The sequence below is a fragment of the Geoalkalibacter sp. genome (assembly GCF_030604225.1).
Taxonomy (GTDB): Bacteria; Desulfobacterota; Desulfuromonadia; order Desulfuromonadales; family Geoalkalibacteraceae; genus Geoalkalibacter.
Map to the genome: position 1 here is coordinate 1 of NZ_JAUVWH010000062.1, position 17,658 is coordinate 17,658.

At 63.3% G+C, this 17,658-nt stretch carries 18 protein-coding genes; 12 read left to right on the forward strand and 6 right to left on the reverse strand.

Annotation, left to right across the window (positions count from 1 at the left end; all coding sequences use genetic code 11):
* Positions 1-47: 47 nt before the first annotated feature.
* From QAT43_RS08420 to QAT43_RS08445, 6 genes are all read right to left on the reverse strand, one after another.
* On the reverse strand, positions 48-494 hold the full coding sequence (locus tag QAT43_RS08420; RefSeq protein WP_305042614.1) for a hypothetical protein: 447 nt from the start codon (positions 492-494) through the stop codon (positions 48-50).
* Between the two features lie 865 nt (positions 495-1,359).
* Positions 1,360-1,839 carry a hypothetical protein gene (locus tag QAT43_RS08425; RefSeq protein ID WP_305042615.1) on the reverse strand — a complete coding sequence of 160 codons (480 nt, stop codon included), beginning with the start codon at positions 1,837-1,839 and terminating at the stop codon, positions 1,360-1,362.
* A gap of 3 nt (positions 1,840-1,842) precedes the next feature.
* Entirely contained in the window at positions 1,843-2,382 is a 540-nt protein-coding gene (locus tag QAT43_RS08430) for a hypothetical protein (protein ID WP_305042616.1), read from the reverse strand.
* A gap of 14 nt (positions 2,383-2,396) precedes the next feature.
* Complete coding sequence (locus tag QAT43_RS08435) at positions 2,397-4,073, reverse strand: phage tail sheath C-terminal domain-containing protein (protein WP_305042617.1); 1,677 nt, start codon at positions 4,071-4,073, stop codon at positions 2,397-2,399.
* Between the two features lie 84 nt (positions 4,074-4,157).
* The gene (locus QAT43_RS08440; protein WP_305042618.1) at positions 4,158-5,132 is read right to left on the reverse strand and encodes a hypothetical protein; all 975 of its coding nucleotides are present in this window, start codon (positions 5,130-5,132) and stop codon (positions 4,158-4,160) included.
* A gap of 372 nt (positions 5,133-5,504) precedes the next feature.
* Positions 5,505-5,954, reverse strand: a complete 450-nt coding sequence (locus QAT43_RS08445) for a Crp/Fnr family transcriptional regulator (protein WP_305042619.1) — start codon at positions 5,952-5,954, stop codon at positions 5,505-5,507.
* 260 nt (positions 5,955-6,214) lie between these two features.
* Here QAT43_RS08445 and QAT43_RS08450 point away from each other — a divergent pair, with 260 nt between their 5' ends.
* The 12 genes from QAT43_RS08450 to QAT43_RS08505 all read left to right on the forward strand — a co-directional run bounded on the left by QAT43_RS08450 (position 6,215) and on the right by QAT43_RS08505 (position 17,548).
* Entirely contained in the window at positions 6,215-7,003 is a 789-nt protein-coding gene (locus tag QAT43_RS08450) for an MlaE family lipid ABC transporter permease subunit (protein WP_305042620.1), read from the forward strand.
* Between the two features lie 9 nt (positions 7,004-7,012).
* Positions 7,013-7,813, forward strand: coding sequence for an ABC transporter ATP-binding protein (locus QAT43_RS08455; RefSeq protein ID WP_305042621.1), 801 nt, complete (start codon positions 7,013-7,015; stop codon positions 7,811-7,813).
* Positions 7,800-8,246 (forward strand): outer membrane lipid asymmetry maintenance protein MlaD, encoded by a 447-nt coding sequence (mlaD, locus tag QAT43_RS08460; protein ID WP_305042622.1) that lies wholly within the window; start codon positions 7,800-7,802, stop codon positions 8,244-8,246. The genes QAT43_RS08455 and mlaD overlap by 14 nt, the downstream gene beginning before the upstream one ends.
* A gap of 17 nt (positions 8,247-8,263) precedes the next feature.
* Positions 8,264-9,025, forward strand: coding sequence for an MlaA family lipoprotein (locus QAT43_RS08465; RefSeq protein ID WP_305042623.1), 762 nt, complete (start codon positions 8,264-8,266; stop codon positions 9,023-9,025).
* Positions 9,026-9,047: 22 nt separating this feature from the next.
* The gene (locus QAT43_RS08470; RefSeq protein ID WP_305042624.1) at positions 9,048-9,656 is read left to right on the forward strand and encodes an MlaC/ttg2D family ABC transporter substrate-binding protein; all 609 of its coding nucleotides are present in this window, start codon (positions 9,048-9,050) and stop codon (positions 9,654-9,656) included.
* Between the two features lie 2 nt (positions 9,657-9,658).
* A complete protein-coding gene (locus QAT43_RS08475) occupies positions 9,659-10,129 on the forward strand; it encodes a cyclic nucleotide-binding domain-containing protein (RefSeq protein WP_305042625.1) in 471 nt (156 codons plus the stop codon).
* A 210-nt stretch (positions 10,130-10,339) separates the two neighbouring features.
* Positions 10,340-12,631 (forward strand): polyphosphate kinase 1, encoded by a 2,292-nt coding sequence (gene ppk1, locus QAT43_RS08480; protein WP_305042626.1) that lies wholly within the window; start codon positions 10,340-10,342, stop codon positions 12,629-12,631.
* 11 nt (positions 12,632-12,642) lie between these two features.
* On the forward strand, positions 12,643-13,122 hold the full coding sequence (locus QAT43_RS08485) for a CYTH domain-containing protein (protein ID WP_305042627.1): 480 nt from the start codon (positions 12,643-12,645) through the stop codon (positions 13,120-13,122).
* Positions 13,123-13,136: 14 nt separating this feature from the next.
* Positions 13,137-14,690, forward strand: coding sequence for a CHAD domain-containing protein (locus QAT43_RS08490; RefSeq protein WP_305042628.1), 1,554 nt, complete (start codon positions 13,137-13,139; stop codon positions 14,688-14,690).
* Positions 14,687-15,442 (forward strand): ParA family protein, encoded by a 756-nt coding sequence (locus tag QAT43_RS08495; RefSeq protein ID WP_305042629.1) that lies wholly within the window; start codon positions 14,687-14,689, stop codon positions 15,440-15,442. Before QAT43_RS08490 ends, QAT43_RS08495 begins: the two co-directional genes overlap by 4 nt.
* A 325-nt stretch (positions 15,443-15,767) precedes the next feature.
* Complete coding sequence (locus QAT43_RS08500) at positions 15,768-16,724, forward strand: 4Fe-4S dicluster domain-containing protein (protein WP_305042630.1); 957 nt, start codon at positions 15,768-15,770, stop codon at positions 16,722-16,724.
* The gene (locus QAT43_RS08505; protein WP_305042631.1) at positions 16,721-17,548 is read left to right on the forward strand and encodes an FAD/NAD(P)-binding protein; all 828 of its coding nucleotides are present in this window, start codon (positions 16,721-16,723) and stop codon (positions 17,546-17,548) included. Before QAT43_RS08500 ends, QAT43_RS08505 begins: the two co-directional genes overlap by 4 nt.
* Positions 17,549-17,658 lie beyond the last annotated feature (110 nt).

Consider the following 17,658-nt stretch of genomic DNA (forward strand, 5'->3'; position numbering starts at 1 on the left):
GGCAGTTCGAGTTCGTCGATCATGGGCCGCATATCCGTATCTTTCCCTTAGAGGTCGATGCCGTGGCGGCGCGCCTGTTCCCGCAGGATGCGCTGCATTTGATCGGCGAGGTGGTCGAGTTCGTCGTCCGGATCATTTCGGCCGGGGGAGCGGAAGAGACGCGCCAAAGCAGGCGCGGGCGCGGCGGGTTGCACGGGAACGAAACCGCCCGCCTCCGGCCCCGCAGCGCTGGCCGGTTCAGAGGGACGCAGGAAGGAACCCTCCTCACCCCGCTGGCGGCTTTGCCGCAGCATGTCGCGCAGGGGCAAATCGGCGACCGGGGTGAACGCCGTTTCGGTGGCGCCCTGTCCCGTCGCTGGGTGCAATCGCGCCGGTCGCCGGGCGGCGTCGGGGGTGCCCGGCTTGCCGGTTTGCCGGGTTGTCTCCTGGTTCTGGCGGCGGCTTGCGGCCTTGTCGGAAGGCGCTTCCGGCCCCCGCCCGGCCTGGGCCGCCAAGACGGATAGCTCCGGGTGGTCCAGGGTCGGCCCGTCGAGGGTCTGTCGCCAGGGGCCGGACGGCGCGGCGGCGCCGCCCAGGAGGGTTGCGGGGGACGCCGGGTCAGGCCCCCCAATGGTTTTCGCGGCGGACTGCGCAGGCCCAACGCCTCCGGCCCCGAAGGCCGCCCCTTCCGCCGCGAGGTTCTGGATCGTCTGATGCAGCAGGCGCCAGACCTTGGCCAGGAGATGCCGGCGCCAGGCGCCGACCTCGGCGGCCTGGTTCGAGGCCGGCTCATGGCTCTGTCCCTTGGCGGAGGTCGCAGGCCGATCCGGGAACGGTGACCGGGGACGATGGTGCCTGGTCGGAAGCAGGGCGGTTTCCTGGCGCGGTGTCCCGTCCTGTTCCCTGGTTGGGACGCGTTTAGCCGCCTCCCCTTGAGGCGCGCTGAGCTGGGCCAGAAGCTCCGGCGGCGCACGCCGGGGCAGGTTGTTGGGGGTGATGGCGCCGCGCCCGGCAGCCCGGCCCGCAGGCGCCACGTCGAGGTGCGCGGGCCGGGTGCTGCTCGGTTCGGACGATGCCGCGCGGGTTTGCCGAGGGCGGGTTTTCGCCCGCGCCTCTTCAAGGGCAAGGCGGCGGGATCCCGGGGCGGGCAGGGGGCTTTGCGACGGGGCGGGCGCCGCGAGGCTGATTCCGCACAGGGCGCTCCCCCACAAGGGACCAGTCCGCAGCCGGGGCCGCTGCCCGCTCAGGGTGACGAGCCAGGCGCAGGTCCGCCGCATTTGACGCAAACCGTCCAGGCTGCGGGCGAGCTCGCGTCGCCAGCATCCAGGGGCGCGGCCGCCGACGAGGGCACGGCGTGCCGCCGCCGGGGAGAAGGGTCGTTTAATTGCCGGCGCCATTTTCCTTGCCCTCGCGCCGCGCCATCTCCAGGTAGAGCAGGATCTGGCCGATGGTCATGCCGCTCACCTCCTCCGGTGTCCAGCCGAATTCGCGCGCCAGAATGAAGCAGGCTTTGGCCAGGGGCGCCTGGACGTATTCCTCCAGGGCGTCGCGTGGCGTGTCGATGCCGCTGATGTGGTTGATGCGCTCCACCAGGAAGCGTCCTAGCCCTGCGGGCAGCTGCATGACCTGATCCACGCTCAGGGACGGCTCGGCCAGGGCCTGCTTGATCATGAGCGCCGCCGAGAGGCTGTCGTCGTCCTTGGCTGCCTTGTCGATGCGCTGTAGATCGCGCACCGACAAGGGCCGCAAGGCGACGCGCCGCACGGACGTCCCCCCGCCGACCGGCAGCAGGTCGGCGGGGATCTCCACCTCGTGGGTCAGGGTGCAGCCGGCCAGCAGCTCTTCAGGCGAGAGCATCATGGCCTAGCCTCCCTCCTCCACGAAAATCGGCCCGATGGTGACTTCGCCCTCGATGTCGATGATGTCCACGGACAGGGCCTTGAAGCTCACTTCCTCCATGACGAAATCGTCCTCGGGCAGACTCAGGCTCCAGTTCTGGAACTGCACGCCGTTGACCACCAGCTCGGCGTTGCCGATGGTGGCCGGGTCATCCAGCCGCAGGGTCAGGTTGAAGGCCGGCTGCACGAAGGGTTCGGCGGTGGAGGGGATGAAGGACTTGCGTCCCAGCAGCAGGCCGAGCAGGGCGCCGTTGATGTAGGCGCGCCCCACGGTGCCGCTGACGTGAATGTTGCCGGGATGCAGGGAGGTGGCATAGCGGCGGCCGATTTCATGGAACTCCTCCAGGTCGGTCTTGACGCAGACCTTGACGTCGACCACCCGTCCCACCGCCTGTTGGATGTCGTAGGCTTCGATGACCGAGCCGGCGTCGCGCCCCTCGGCGGTGTCGAGGGGCGCCAGGGTCAGGGTGCCGTGGGCTCCGGTGAACACATTGGTGTTGGCCATGACTTAACGTCCTCCTATTCCAGGAACATGGTGACTTTGATGAAGTCGATGCTGAAGGTCGGGCGCAGCACCAGGGTGACCCGGGCGATGCCTTGGCGTTCCTCCTCGCGGGTGGCGCTGACCTCGAGCTCGTAGCTGATGAGCATTTCGTCGTTGACCATCTCGACCAGGAAGCTGTTGATGGTGGCGCGCATGGCGCCGCGCACCCGCTCATTGTTGAGCAGGCCGATGTAGGGCGTGGCGGCGGAGCGCACGCCGAACTTGGCGTAGTCGACGATGCGCCGGGTGGTGATCTGGTGCCAGGCGGTGTTGGTGCTGGTGGTGATGCCCTTGACGATGCGCAAGCCCTGGCGCTGCTCCAGCGCTAGGACGCGGGCCTGCACCAGTTGGGTGAGCTCGGCGGCGGTGAATTTGCGCTCCAGCCCGCCGACCCGCACCGTTTTATTGGTCAGGCTGATGTGCGGGGAAAAGCCGGCCAGCAGGCCGGCCACGGCGGCGGCCGCGTAGGCGCCGGGCAGGGTCGCCTCGACGGGCGGCGTGGCGGCGGTATCCGTGACCTTGATGCCGGGGGCGGCGAAGATCACCCGGTCGCTGGCGACGTTGTGGCCGCGGATGTCGTCGAGGCTGGCGGCGACGCCGCTGCCCGTCACGGCGATGCGGTCCTTGCGGATGGCATCCGAGGACGCCGTCTGGCAGTGGGCGTCGAGTTCGTCGGCGAAACTGTCGTCCTGGCCGGCGGCGACGATGATGTGGGCGTCCTCGTTGAGCAGTACTTCAAGGCCCGCCTGATAATCGGCGCCGAACTCGCCGTTGTTGCCGGCGGTGTTGGCGCCGGTGCCGAAGGCGCCGAAGGCATCGGCGGCGCTGCTTTTGGCGGGTGTTTCATCGGCGTTGGCCAGGGCGCTGCCTTCGACCCAGGCGGAGAGCCGGTTGATGTCGGCGACGAGGTCGTGACCGTCGACGGCGATGTAGCTTTCCTTGAGCTCGCCCAGGGCCAGGGTCACCTTGACGGCGCTGGCCTTGTCCACCACATAGGAGGCGGTGAGCACATCCGCCGCGCCCGGTGCCGTGCCCCCGAAGGTCAGATCGCCGGTGGTCCGGTCGACCTTGACCTCCCCGGCAGCGGGGGCCGCCGCGTCGTCGTCATAGAGAATCCTGAGGGAGCGGGTCAGGCCATCGGCATCGGTGAACAGGCGCAGGCGGTTGCGCGCGCTCTTGACCACCGGAGTGCGCTCCAGGCTGATGGCGGCGCCGCCGCTATGCTCCTCGTCCTCGATGAAGGCGTTCTGATCGGCGTCCCAGACGTTGACCTTGAGGTCGTTGCCCCAGGTTCCCGGCGTTTTTGCCCGCAGCCGCACGTTGGGGCCGCCGGCGGAGCCGAGCTGGTAGTCAGCCCGCGCCGCCGCGGCGGAGGCGACGCGCACGGCGAACACCGTGGTGGCGCCGTGGGCGAAAGCCAGCTCCAGGGCGCGCACCAGGGTCAGCTCATCGCTGGCGCCGTCAATCCACGGATCATAGGGACCGAACACCTGGCGGGCCTCGGCGTAGCTGCCGAGCAGCACCGGCGTGGCCGTCGGGCCCTTGCCGGCGGTGCCGATCACCCCCAGGTTGCCGACCGTCACCCGGCCGGGGGTGATGAGCCCTTCGGGTCGGACCTCGATGAAAACACCCGGCAAGATCATCTCTGTCATGGTCTTTTCTCTCCTTGGGTTTGGGCTTTCTGCCTGATGACGGTCACCGGGACCGGCTCAGGGGTCAGCGGTTGGGTGATGGCCTCAGCCCAGGCGGCGCGCACCGGCGCGCAGGTAAACCACCGCCGGCGCGCCCAGCGCGGCGTCGTCGTAGGTGATGCGCAACTGTTCCCGCGGACCGCTCAGGCGCAAGGGATGGTCGAACCTGATCAGCCCGGGACGGTATTCGTCCTCCACGCCGTCCTCGTCCCAGTCGCCCAGGGGGATGGGGTCGCCGGCGGGCGTGAAGGCCGCGAGAAAGGTTTCCAGATCGGCAAAAACCACTTGGCCGTGACGCTCGGGATGTCCCGGGTCCGTGACCGCCGCCAGAAAGGAGGGCAGGTCGGGATAGGCGGTCGGCGCCGCGGGGTTGTCCAGGTCAAGGCGCGCCAAGGTCACCTGGGCGCCGCTGAAGGCCGCCGGCCGATAGGCGAGGGCGGCCAGCCCGCTCAATGCCCAGGGCGCGCGACTGCTGCCCGCGACCCGCAGGGTTTCGGCCTGATGGTTGTCCCAGCGCACGATTTCGTCGCGCACGGTCGTCGTCTCGCGCACCGGGGAGTTGCGCTCCTCGGGATCGACGTGAATGGGGATTCGGGCGATGAGGCTCTCGGCGCCGTCGAGGTCGCGGTCATGAAATTCGTACAGCACCTTGACATCGGTGGTCTTGCGCCAGGCGCCCAGGGAGGAGATGTGCTCGGCGACGCCGGTATCTTGCTGCCGCAGCATCAGGAACCCCTGATTCCAGAGTTCGGTGCGGTCTGCCAGTAACCGCTGCTGCAACTCGCTGGTCAGGATGTCGACCTCGTCCGGCGTCGCGCCCCAGAGCGCAAAGCGCGCCACGGCGTCGAGGCGTCCTCCCTTGAGGGAAATGATGGCAAAGCCCGCGACCCGCTCGGTGCCGCGCCGGTTGCCCAGCCCCAGGGTGCGTTCCGTGAGGCTGACCAGGGTGAGGGTCGGGTCGGGCAATCCCGCGCCCGCTAGGGGGAGATAGGTTTCGAGGATGCTCAGCATCTCTTCCATGGCCGTCTCGGTATAGGGTTGGGGCCCCAAAGGCGCCGCCGGACAGGTGGTGCTTCGTCTGGATGAAGAATCCGGTGAACGCAAAAGGCTCCCGAGATGACCAGGGCTTCAATTCCCTCCCGGGTCAAGACGTGAAAAAAAGCCGAGAGCCTTCTTTTTTCATTGATAAAAAATCATTTTTATTGAGGGTGCGTGGTGAAAATGTGACACGGAAAGGGAGAAATTCAATCGTAAGAGCAATTATTTTTGCTACATGAGGCGAGATTTAGGGCGAGGCGGGAAAAGGATGAAAAAAGTCCTGGTTACTTATGATTCGTGAGCTTTGCTGGGTGTCTTGTAAGTGATTGGCAAGGGGGTACCGTGGATTTCTCCTTAAAAGATCGAGGCGATGCGCTCGTAGGATTTAGTCAGGCGGGCGGAGGTGGCCATGAACATGTGGCGCAGCAGATTCAGGCCGAGCAGAGGGGATTCCGTCACCAGGTCTTCAAATTTCTGACTGTGCAGGATCAGCACCTCGGACGGTTCGAGGCAGATGGCGCTGACCGCGCGCGGATTGCAGGTCAGCAGGCATAGTTCCCCGATCACGGAGCCTGGCCCGTAGGTGCCGACCACCACATGCTTGTCGCCGAATTCGGTTTTCTTCTTGATGCCGAGTTTGCCGCTGAGAATGAAGGCCGCATAGTTGTCCCGGTCGCCTTCGGTCCACAGCCAATCGCCCTTAGGCACCGCGCGCTTTTCGCAGAATCTGAGGAATTGCTGGATGTCTTCCGTGCTGAGTTTCGCGAAAAAACGGAATTTTTCCTGTGCGGCGGCTATCGGCATAATCCCTCCTGATGGTTGATCTGATTGAAGTTTTTCCCTTGGGAGCCGTCCCCGGGAAAGAATTTATTGCAAATTTTCGGCCATACAGGGCGCCCAGGGTTGAATGGCACGGTGGGGCGACGCAAGGTCGCATTAACAATGGCCTTTGACAATGCTTGGAATTTTCCAAAAAAATGCTAAAGTATGGTCTTGCCAGTTGCCAGGATGCCGCGGGGGCGATGATCGGCCGTTTTATATTTATGTGATCTGGATGTTTTCGCATGGTGCAATTTCTGGAAAAGCTCGGCGATCAATGCCTGCATCTCCTTGAACAGCTGGGCCGCATGGGGATTTTTCTCTTTGCCTGCCTGTGGTGCGTCGTCAAACCTCCCTACAAGATTTTTCCCATCATCCGTCAGATTCACTTCATCGGCTCGCGTTCCATCTTCGTGATCTTCTTCACCGGCGCCTTCACCGGCATGGTGCTGGGCCTGCAGGGCTATTACACCCTGCGCAAGTTCGGCTCCGAGGGCCTGCTCGGCTCGGCGGTGGCCCTGAGCCTGATTCGCGAGCTCGGCCCGGTGGTGGCGGCGCTCATGGTGATCGGCCGCGCCGGTTCGGCAATCTGCGCCGAGATCGGCATCATGCGCAACTCCGAGCAGATCGACGCCCTGGAATGCATGGCCATCGATCCCTACAAGTACCTGATGGCGCCCAAGTTCGTGGCCGGCGTGCTGTCCATGCCGCTGCTCACCGCCCTGTTCGACGTGGTCGGCATTCTCGGCGGCTGGCTGATCGGCGTGGTGCTGCTCGGCATCAACGAGGGCACCTATTTTCAGGCCATGTACGCCAGCGTGGAATGGCAGGATATCAAGATGGGCCTGGTCAAATCGCTGGTTTTCGGCCTGCTGCTCATCTGGATCGCGGCAGCCAAGGGGTATTTCCTGCACTTCGAGCGCGGCGGCGGCTTCGGCGCCGAAGGGGTGAGCCGCACCACCACCGACGCGGTGGTGCTCTCGTCGGTGGCGGTGCTGCTCTGGGACTATCTGATCAGTGCGATCATGCTGTAGGGGAATGCCATGAGCGACGCGCCAAACGACATCGTCATCGAGCTCAAGGACGTGCATAAAGCCTTCGGCGCCCAGAAGGTGCTGCGCGGCGTCCATCTCCAGGTGCGCGAGGGGACGACCCTGGTCATCGTCGGCGCCAGCGGCCAGGGCAAGAGCGTGATCCTCAAGCACATGCTCGGGCTGGTCAAGCCCGAACAGGGAGAAGTGCTGGTGTTCGGCCGGGATCTGACCCGCATCCGCGCGCGGGAGGTCAAGGAGATTCGCACTCATTTTGGAGTGCTGTTCCAGAATGCCGCCCTTTTCGACTCCATGACGGTGTTCGACAACGTGGCCTTGCCCCTGCGCGAACGCACCAAGGTCGGCGAGGAGCGGATTCGCGCGAGCGTCATGGAAAAGCTCGATTTGATGGATCTGCTGGGGGCGGAGGACAAGTATCCGGCGCAGATTTCCGGCGGCATGCGCAAGCGCGTTGGGTTGGCGCGCGCGCTGATGCTCAATCCGCGCGTGGTGTTCTTCGACGAGCCGACCACCGGCCTCGACGTGCACAAGAGCAATGAAATCTATCGCCTGTTTCACCGCACCCAGCAGCAGCTCAAGTACACCGCGGTCATCGTCAGCCACGACGTGCCCAAGATCTTCAAGCTCGCCGACACCGTCGCGCTGCTCGCCGAGGGCGTGATCCAGGGCTGCATGTCGCCCGAGGAATTCCAGTTGGCGGAAAACCCCTTGATCCGCGAGTTCGTGGAAACGACCATGGGGCCGATCTATTCCAGCGACAAGGAGGAGTCCATCCTTTATGAAACGCTTTAATGTCGAAGTGTCCGTGGGCCTGTTCCTGGTGTTGGGTTTTCTGTGCTTTGCCTGGCTGGCGGTCAAGCTCGGCGATGTGCGCCTGTTCGGCGACACCAGCTACCGCGTGACGGCGCGCTTCGGCTCCATTTCCGGGCTCAAGCCCGGCGCCCAGGTGGAAATCGCCGGGGTCAAGGTCGGACGGGTGGCCCGCATCAGCCTCGATCCGGAGCGCTACGACGCGGTGGTGGAACTGGCCATGGACCGCGACGTGCGCCTGACCGAGGACAGCATCGCCTCGATTCGCACCGCCGGCATTATCGGCGATCGCTACGTCAGCATTTCACCGGGTGGCGCCATGGATTACATCGAGCCTGGCGGACGCATCCATGAAACCGAATCGGCCATTAACCTCGAAGAGCTGATAAGCAAGTATATTTTCGAGAGCAAATAACGGGAGAGGATTGCGTCATGCGTCTATGGATCTCTGCTTGCTGGCTCATGGGGTTGTGCCTGCTGATCGCGCCGGCCCATGCCCAAAACCTGGTCGATCCGACGGCGACGCGGACGGTCGCGGCACCCGAGGATGATTATTCTCCCTTCGAGAATGAGTTCGACGAGGACGTCGTCGCGGTTTACGATCCCATCGAACCCTTCAATCGCGCCATGTTCTGGTTCAACGACAAGCTGTATTTCTACCTGCTCAAGCCGGTGGCGCGAGCCTACAGGGTGGTGCCCGAGCCGGCGCGGGTTTCGGTGGGCAATTTCTTCTCCAACGTGGCCACGCCGGTGCGCCTGGCCAATTGCCTCTTGCAGTTTCGCTTCCCGGATGCCGGGCGGGAACTGGGGCGCTTCGTGGTGAATACCACCTGGGGCGTCGGTGGGCTGTTCGATCCGGCGCACAAGCGCCTCGGCTGGCACAAAAAGGACGAGGACCTCGGCCAGACCCTGGGCTATTTCGGCATTCCGGCCGGGCCCTATCTGGTGCTACCGCTCTTTGGTCCGTCCAATCCCCGCGATGCCGTGGGCCGCATCGGCGACGGCGTTCTCGATCCCTGGCCTTATGTCCTGGACGAAACCTGGGAAGTCATCGCCGTCAAGACCTACGACCGCGTTAACTGGCTGTCCCTGGATCGCGACACCTATGAGGCGATCAAGCGCGAGCAGCTCGATCCCTATCTGTTCATCCGCGATGCCTACGCCCAGCGTCGCGATGCCATGATCATGGAATGAAGCGCCGGCAAGGAGGTCCGTCATGAAGCATGCAAATTTTCTCTATCCCTTACTGGTTTTTTTGTTGCTGGCGGTTGCCGCGCCGGTTTGCGCCCAAGCCGGGCCCCAGGCGCAACTGAAGGAGACCGTCGACGCGGTCCTCGCCGTTTTGCGCGACGGTGGTCTTGGCGCCGCCGCCAAGCGCGAGCGGATCAGTCCCCTGGTGCGGGCGCGCTTTGATTTCCCGACCATGGCCCAGTGGGTGCTGGGGCCTCAGTGGCGGCAGGCCAGCGCGACGGAGCAGGAGCGTTTCGTGGTGCTGTTCAGCGACCTGCTCGAAGCCACCTACATCGGGCGCATCGACGAATACAGCGGCGAGGAGGTGGTCTTCGTCGGCGAGCAGATCGAGGACCGTCGCGCCCAGGTGGACACCAAGGTGATGACCCGCAGCGCCGAGATCCCCATCAACTACCGCCTGGTCAGTCGCGGCGAGGATTGGCTGGTGTTCGACGTGATCATCGAGAACGTCAGCCTGGTGCGCAACTATCGCAGCTCCTTCAGCGAGATCGTGCGCCGCGAGGGCATGAACGGGCTCTTTGCCCAGATGGAGCAGCGCATCAGCGAACTCAAGGCCGGCGGCAAGGCGGGCTGAGGATGGAAGAGGCCGGTTTCGATCAGGTTTGCCGCGACCTCAAGGAGGAACTGCGTTTCTTCCGCTTTCTCGGTGACGCGGACCTGGACGTGCTACGCAACTATCTCAAGTGCTGGCAGGCGCGTGCCGGGGAAACCCTGTGGCGCGAGGGCGACGCGGACAGTTCCGTGGTGTTCGTGGTTCGCGGACGCCTGGAGGAAAAGAAAAACACCGAGTTCGAGGACAAGCAGGTGATCGTCGGGGTCTACGGCCCCGGGGCGATCATGGGAGAATTCGGTTTGCTCGATGGCCAACCCCGGGCCTTCACCGCCGCCGCCCTGGAAGACTCGGGCCTTCTGGTTCTGGAGCGCGACGCCTTTGACCGTCTGACCCTGGAGCATCCGGAGGTAGGCGTGCGCCTGCTCAAGGGCATGCTCTACGCCGTGACCCAGCGCTTGAAAAAGTCCTTCGACCGGCTGGCCGCCATCTTCTAAGTCGCGACCGCCCACCCCCTCTTTTCTGGAATTCCCCCCCCGCTGTGCTAAAATTCCTGAGCATTCGCGCATTTTTCTTTTGATTTGGCGTCTCGCCGCATGATTTGCGTTGCCGGCCTAACTTCTTCCTAACAATTTGCAGGGATATTGCCGGGAAAGGACAAGATTTCCATGGAGTGGTTTGAGACTGTGCCGGGCAAGGGAGCGGTTATGACGCAGGAAATCAACGGTTCGGGCATGGACGACAAGGACGTTGCAACGCTTTCGATCAAGGCCGACGCGGCGCCTTCGCACGATATTGAACAGAGCATGGAATCTCCGGCGACCAAAAGCGCGAAGAAATCTTCACCGGCGGTGAAATCCGCCGGGCGCCAGCCGCGCCTGCCCGATTTTGCGCCCCGCGACCTCTATCTCAACCGCGAGCTGACCTGGCTGCAGTTCAACCGGCGCGTGCTTCATGAAGCCGGTGACGAGCGCAATCCGCTCCTGGAGCGGGTCAAGTTTCTCGCCATCACCAGCAGCAACCTCGATGAGTTCTTCATGAAGCGCATCGGCGGCCTCAAGCAGCAGCTCGGCGCGGGCATGACCGAACTCAGCGTCGACGGGCGCACCCCGCGCCAGCAGATCGAGGAATGCTACACGGTGGTGCGCGACATGGTCAGGGAGATGCAGGCGGTCTATGCCACCCTCAAGAAGGCCCTGCGCGAGGAGGGCATCGCCATTCTCAGTTGCACGGAACTCAATTCGCGGGAGCGCAAGTGGCTGCGCGACTATTACCACCGCAACATCTACCCCCTGGTAACGCCGCAGTCCATCGACCCGGCGCATCCCTTTCCCTTCATCTCCAATCTCTCCCTCAACCTGCTGGTGACCCTGCGCTATCCCCAGGATGGCGAGATGTCCATGGCGCGGGTCAAGGTTCCGGTGGGACTGGCGGCGCCGCGCTTCATCCGTATCGGCGAGAAAAATCGCTTCGTGCCGCTTGAGGATGTCATGGCGCACCATCTCGACATGCTTTTTCCCGAGATGCAGATCATGTCCTGCGAGTTTTTCCGCGTGACACGCAACGCCAATACGGAAAAAAACGAGGAGCATGCCGAGGACCTGCTCGCCATGATCGAGTCGGAATTGCAGGAGCGCAAGTTCGCGCCCATCGTGCGGCTTCAGACCTATCGCGGCATGGATCCCACGCACCGGGGGCGGATCGCGTCGGAACTGGGGCTTGACGAGAACGCCGACGTGTTCGAGATCGAGGGTTTCATGGCTCTGCGCGATCTGTGGGAAATCCACGGACTGAATTTCCCCGAGCTCAAGGATCCTCCCCATCATCCCATCGATCACCCGGGATTGCAGGCGCCGCGTCCCATCTTTCATGTGATCCGCGAAGCCGGGGCGATCCTTCTGCAACATCCCTACGAGTCCTTTACGTCCTCCGTCGAGCGTTTTCTGCGCGAGGCCGCCGCTGATCCCAAGGTGCGCGCCATCAAGATGACCCTCTATCGCACCGAAAGCGAAAGCCGCATCGTCGATCATCTCATCGATGCCGCCGAAAACGGCAAGCAGGTGGCGGTGGTGGTGGAGCTCAAGGCGCGTTTCGACGAGGCCGCCAATATCCGTTTGGCGTCGCGCATGGAGGAGGCGGGCATCCACGTCACCTACGGCGTGGTGGGATTGAAAACCCATGCCAAGGTGATTCTCGTGGTGCGTCACGATTTCGACGGCCTGCGCCGTTACATGCACCTGGGCACCGGCAACTATCATGCGGGAACCTCACGGATTTACAGTGACCTGGGCCTTTTGACCTGCGACGAGAAGATCGGCGAGGATATCACCGAACTGTTCAACTACCTGACCACCGGCTATACCCCCAAGCGTCATTACCAGAAGATCCTGCCCGCGCCCAAGATCTGCAAGCGCGCGCTGCTCAGCCGCATCGAGCGGGAGATGGAATTACACTCCCTGGAAACCCCCGGGCTCATCCAGTTCAAGATGAATGCCCTGGAGGATGTGGATGTGGTCAAGGCCCTCTATCGCGCCGGTCAGGCCGGCGTGAAAATCGATCTGCTGGTGCGTGACACCTGCCGACTGCGCCCCGGGGTGTCCGGGCTTTCGGAAACCGTGCGGGTGGTGAGCATCGTCGGGCGCTTTCTCGAGCACGCCCGGGTCTACTACTTCCGCAACGGCGGCGCGGAGGAATATTTCATCGGCTCGGCCGACATCATGAAGCGCAATCTCGAATCTCGGGTGGAAATCCTCATTCCCATCGAAGCCCCGGAATTGCGCCGTGATCTGCGCGCCGTGCTCGACATTCAGCTTGCCGATCGCCGCTGCGCCTGGGATATGCAGCCCGACGGCGGTTACGTGCAGCGTCGGCCGGAATCGCCTGAGGAGGAAAAGGGCTGCCATCAGCGGCTCATCGAACTGGCCGAGCAACGCCAGAAGGATGTCAGTCGTCTGCGCAAGCGCAAGGCGAAAAACTTTGGTGGGCGCAACCTGCGCTGAAGCGAGGCTGGATGGGCGTTGAAATCGAGCGCAAGTTTCTCCTGCGCAACAATGACTGGCAACAAGCCGTGGTTGGCGAGAAGCGTCTGCGCCAGGGCTTTCTATCGACGGACCCCGAGCGCACCCTGCGCGTGCGGCTCGCCGATGGGCAGGGCACCTTGACGATCAAGGGTCTTACCCGTGGGTCTCGCCGCCTGGAATTCGACTACCCGATTCCCGCCGAGGAAGCCGCGCGCCTGCTGGACGAGCTGTGCCTGCGCCCGTTGATCGAAAAAATCCGCTACGAGGTCCCCTATGCCGGCATGCTCTGGGAGATCGATGTTTTTTCCGGCGTCAATGCCGGTTTGGTCGTGGCCGAGGTGGAATTGAGCGATGAGGGACAGGTTTTCACGCTGCCGCCCTGGGTCGGCGATGAGGTCACGGGCGATCCGCGCTATTACAACGCCAATTTGATCCGCCGGCCTTTTTCCTCCTGGGCCAAGGCGGATTGAAGCCAGGATTGATCATGCCCTATCGCCACTACCTGCTCGGCGAGGATCAAAAGAGTCTGCTGGACAGGCTGGTGTCCCAATTCACCCTCGCCGAGGAATCACACGGCAGCTTGGCGCTGGTTTATTTGGATACCTTTGATTGGCGGCTGCATCAGGCCGACCTGCGACTGGTGGAGGAGGATTTGTGCGGCAAGGCGCGGATCGACCTGCGCCACGTCGACGGCACCTTGCTGGCTTCGGGTGATTTTCCGGCGAAGGTGTTCGCCTGGGACTTTCCGCCGGGGTCCCTGCGCCAAGCCCTGGAACCCTTGATCGAGATGCGCGCCTTGCTGCCGGTGGCGCGGCTCGGCGGGCGGCGCGACCTCTATGCCGTGCTTGACCGCCGGGAAAAAACCGTCGCACGGATCGAATTTCTCGCGCCGCAAGTCCGTGGCAACGAGGATAATCGGCAAGCATTGCCGCCGCGTCTCCTGGTCCATTCGCTCAAGGGATTTGCCCCGGAGGCCCGGAGGCTTGCCGATTTTCTGGAAGGTCCATGCGGCTTGACGCGGTCGGAGACAGGGCTGTTTGACGAGAGCCTGGCGGCCCTGGGTCGCCGCCCCGGAGACTATTCAAGCAAGATCAACCATGGCCTGACACCCGCCCTGCCCGCGGGACAAGCCCTGCGCCAGGTGCTCAGGCAACTTTTTACAACCCTGCTGGCCAACCAGCCCGGTGTCGAGACCGCCCTGGATTCCGAGTTCCTGCATGACTTTCGCGTCGCGGTGCGCCGCACCCGCACGGCGCTGGCACAACTCAAAAACGTCTTGCCGGCCCGAGAGGTGGAGGCGTTTCGCAAGGAGTTTGCCTGGCTTGGCTCCATCACCAGCCCGGCGCGCGATCTGGATGTCTATCTTCTCGACTTCCCCCGGTTCCAGGGTTTTCTTCCGCCCGAGGCGCGCGCTGATTTGATCCCTTTCCGCCATTTTCTCCAACGGCATCAGCGGACAGAGTATCAGCGGTTGGTGAAACACCTTCAGTCTTCCCGCTTTCGTGCGCTGGTTTGCCGATGGCGTGATTTTCTTGAGCAGCCTGGCGGCCTAGAGGAAACCGCGGATGGCATGAAGCCCATTGATCAGGTGGCCGATCGGCGCATCTGGAAGATTTATCGTCGGGTCCTGCGCGAGGGGCAGGCGATCGGCCCGCAATCGCCACCAGCGGAATTGCATGAATTGCGCAAAACCTGCAAAAAATTTCGTTATCTCATGGAATTTTTTCAGAGCCTCTATCCGGCCGAGGACATTGGCCGGCTGATCAAGGCACTCAAGGGCTTGCAGGATAATCTCGGTGCTTATCAGGATCTGCATGTGCAGGTTGAGACCCTGGGCCGCTTCAGCCGCGAAATGGTCGCGGAAGGAGATACGCCCGCTGAAACCCTGCTTGCCCTTGGGCGTCTGGTGGAGGGCCTGGATCGCCGGCAGGCCGAGGTGCGCGAGGAATTCTCCGAACGGTTCGCACGCTTTGCCAGGGAGGAGAACCAGCGTCTTTGTCGCACGTTGTTCAAATCTTCATCCCCGGAGCAGGCATGAAAGTTCTTGCCAGTTACAACATCAAGGGCGGGGTGGGAAAAACCGCGGCCGCCGTCAATCTGGCCTGGCTTTCGGCGCGCGGCGGCCATCGCACCCTGGTATGGGACCTGGATCCTCAGGGCGCGGCGACCTATTATTTCCGCGTGAAGGCCAAGGTCAAGGGCGGCGGACGGGGGCTGGTCAGTGGTCGCCGCGCCTTGGACGATCTGATCAAGGCCACGGACTTTGCCAACCTGGATCTGCTGCCCGCGGATTTTTCCTATCGCAGTCTGGATCTGTTGCTGGAGCAGGAAAAAAAACCGACAAGGCGCTTGCGAAAAATCCTTAAACCGCTGGCGGAGCACTACGATGTGTTGCTGCTCGATTGCCCGCCGAGCATCTCCCTGGTGTCCGAAGCGGTTTTCTTCGCCGCTGATGCCTTGCTGGTGCCGGTGATTCCCACCACCTTGTCCCTGCGTACCCTGGACCAGTTGTTTGACTTTCGCGCGCGGCAGCAGCTCGACGACTTGGCCATCCTGCCGTTTTTCTCCATGGTCGATCGGCGCAAGGGACTGCATCGCGAGATTGTCGAACAATTGCCGGCGCAACGTGTTGAAATGCTCAAGACCCCCATTCCTTATGCCAGCGAGGTGGAGCGCATGGGGCTTGAAAAGGCGCCCCTTGGCCGTTTTGCCGCGCGTTGCGGCGCGGCGGCGGCCTTCGAAAGTCTCTGGGATGAGGTCGCGGCCCGGCTAAATATCGGGAATCCTTAAGCGTTGTTAGAAGTTTTTATTTTTTCTTGCAACGTGCCGTTTCTGTGTAATAATATGAACGTGCAATCAGGAGAAAGGAGGATTCCGAGATTACGGACATGACAAGTGACGATATATCCACGGAGTTCCTGATGAGGAACACAAAGCGTTCTGCCTCGCAGGACGAAGGAGCCGGAGAAAAATCCACCGGCCGGCAGATCTGAAAAGCCCTCGCAATTAAATGCGGGGGCTTTTCATTTGAGCGCCGTTTTCATGAAAGGCTTGTTTCCCCGGCGCGCGATGGTACAATAAGCCTCCATTCCCTTTTTCCGTGACGGAGCTTTGCATGAAAAGTTTCGGCGTCGGCAGTGGCTTTGGTGAGGCTCTTCTTTCTCTCTTGCAATCCCGGGGTCGCGTTTTCGGCCCGGTCCGCGGCGCGGACGGCATCTGCCGCCTGGGGCCGCTGTCGCGCTGGTCGGACCTGTGCCCCGATCCACCCTATCTTCCCCCCAAGAAATATCTTTTTCCTCCCCGGGAGCGTCTCTGGTCGCTGGCCGCGGATGAATACCGCCGCAACGGGCGCTGTGCCGAGGCGATGGCCCTGGTTGGGTTGGCCCCGTGTGACCTGCGCGCACTGGCCTATCTGGATCGGGTGTTTGCCGACGACCCGCATTACCAGGAACGACGGCGCCGCACCCTGCTGGTCGGGACCGCATGCACGCCGACGGAGGAATGCTCTTGCCTGGTCGGGGACTATCCGCCGGGCGATATTTTCCTCGCCGGTGATCGGCTATGGTGCGGTTCGGCCCAGGGAGAGGAGTTCGCAGCCCGACTGCTGAGCGTGCTTGGTGACGAACAGGATCGGCCCTTGCCGCCGCCCGAAGCCGCCGGGCGACCCGCGTCGAACGGTCGGCTGCTCGCGGCCTTCGGGCGCTCGGCCGAGGCGCCCCTGTGGGCGCGGATCGCCAAGCGCTGCCTGTCCTGCGGGGCCTGCTCGGCGGTTTGTCCGACCTGCACCTGTTACGACGTCGTCGATGAGGCCTTGCCGGGAAAAGCCCCGCAGCGCTTCCGCACCTGGGATAACTGTTTCTTTACCTCATTTGCCCTGGTCGCGGGGGGCCATAATTTTCGCCGGGATCGCGCCGAGCGTCTGCGCTTTCGTTTCGAGCACAAGTTTTTCGGTTTCGGCACCTTGCGCGGCGAGACCTCTTGCGTGGGCTGCGGCCGCTGCGCACGGGCCTGTCCGGTGGGGATCAGCCTGGAAGAGATCAGGCAGGCCCTGTTGACGGAATCCCCGCGATGACCCTGGATTTTCTGCCCCGGACGGCGATTCTTGAAGAGATCGACGGGCAGGTGCCGGATCATCATCTGTTCAGTTTTCGCCTGCCCGACGCCTTCCCCATCGCTCCCGGCCAGTTCGCCGAATTGACGGTGCCCGGCATCGGCGGCTTTGCCGTCTCCACCGCGGCCTTCGTCGGCGATCATCGTTTCCAGGCGTGCATCCGGCGCATCGGTCGGGTGACCGATGCCCTTTATCGCCTGCCCCTGGGGGCGAGGGTCGGGTTGCGCGGTCCTTTCGGCAAGGGGTTTCCCTTGGAGGAATTCCTCGGTCGCGATGTCCTGCTGATTGCCGGCGGCCTGGGCATGGCGCCCTTGCGCGCGCTGCTGCAGGCCCTGGTGGCGCGACGCGGGGAGATCGGTCGTTTGAGCCTGCTGTACGGTGCGCATGACCCGCAGGTTATTTTGTTCAAGGAGGAACTGAACGCTCTGGCGCGCCAGGGGCTGCTCGATCTGCATTACACGGTGGATTTCGCCGCCGAGATTCCCTGGCGGATCGGCGGCATTGCCTGTCAGGTGGGGCTTTTGCCGAAACTGCTTGACGATGTGCGTCTGCAACCGCGTCAGACGGTGGCCGCGGTGTGCGGGCCGCCGGGCTTGTACCGCTGTGTTCTCGATGAATTGGCCGGCTTCGGCCTGGCGGCGGAGACCATTTTTGCCAGCCTGGAGCGGCGCATGCGCTGCGGCATCGGTCAGTGCTGCCACTGCGCGGTGGCGGGAGCCTATGTGTGCCGCGACGGGCCGGTGTTCAGCCTGGCCCAGTTGCGCCGGATGGAAGGAGCGATCTGAGGTGGCGAAGCTGCGAGTGCTTTATGAGCGCTTTACCTCCTGCTGCGGCTGTCAGCTGAGTCTGCTCAACTGCGAGGAGGAACTGGCGGCGCTGGCGGAGGGCGTGGAAC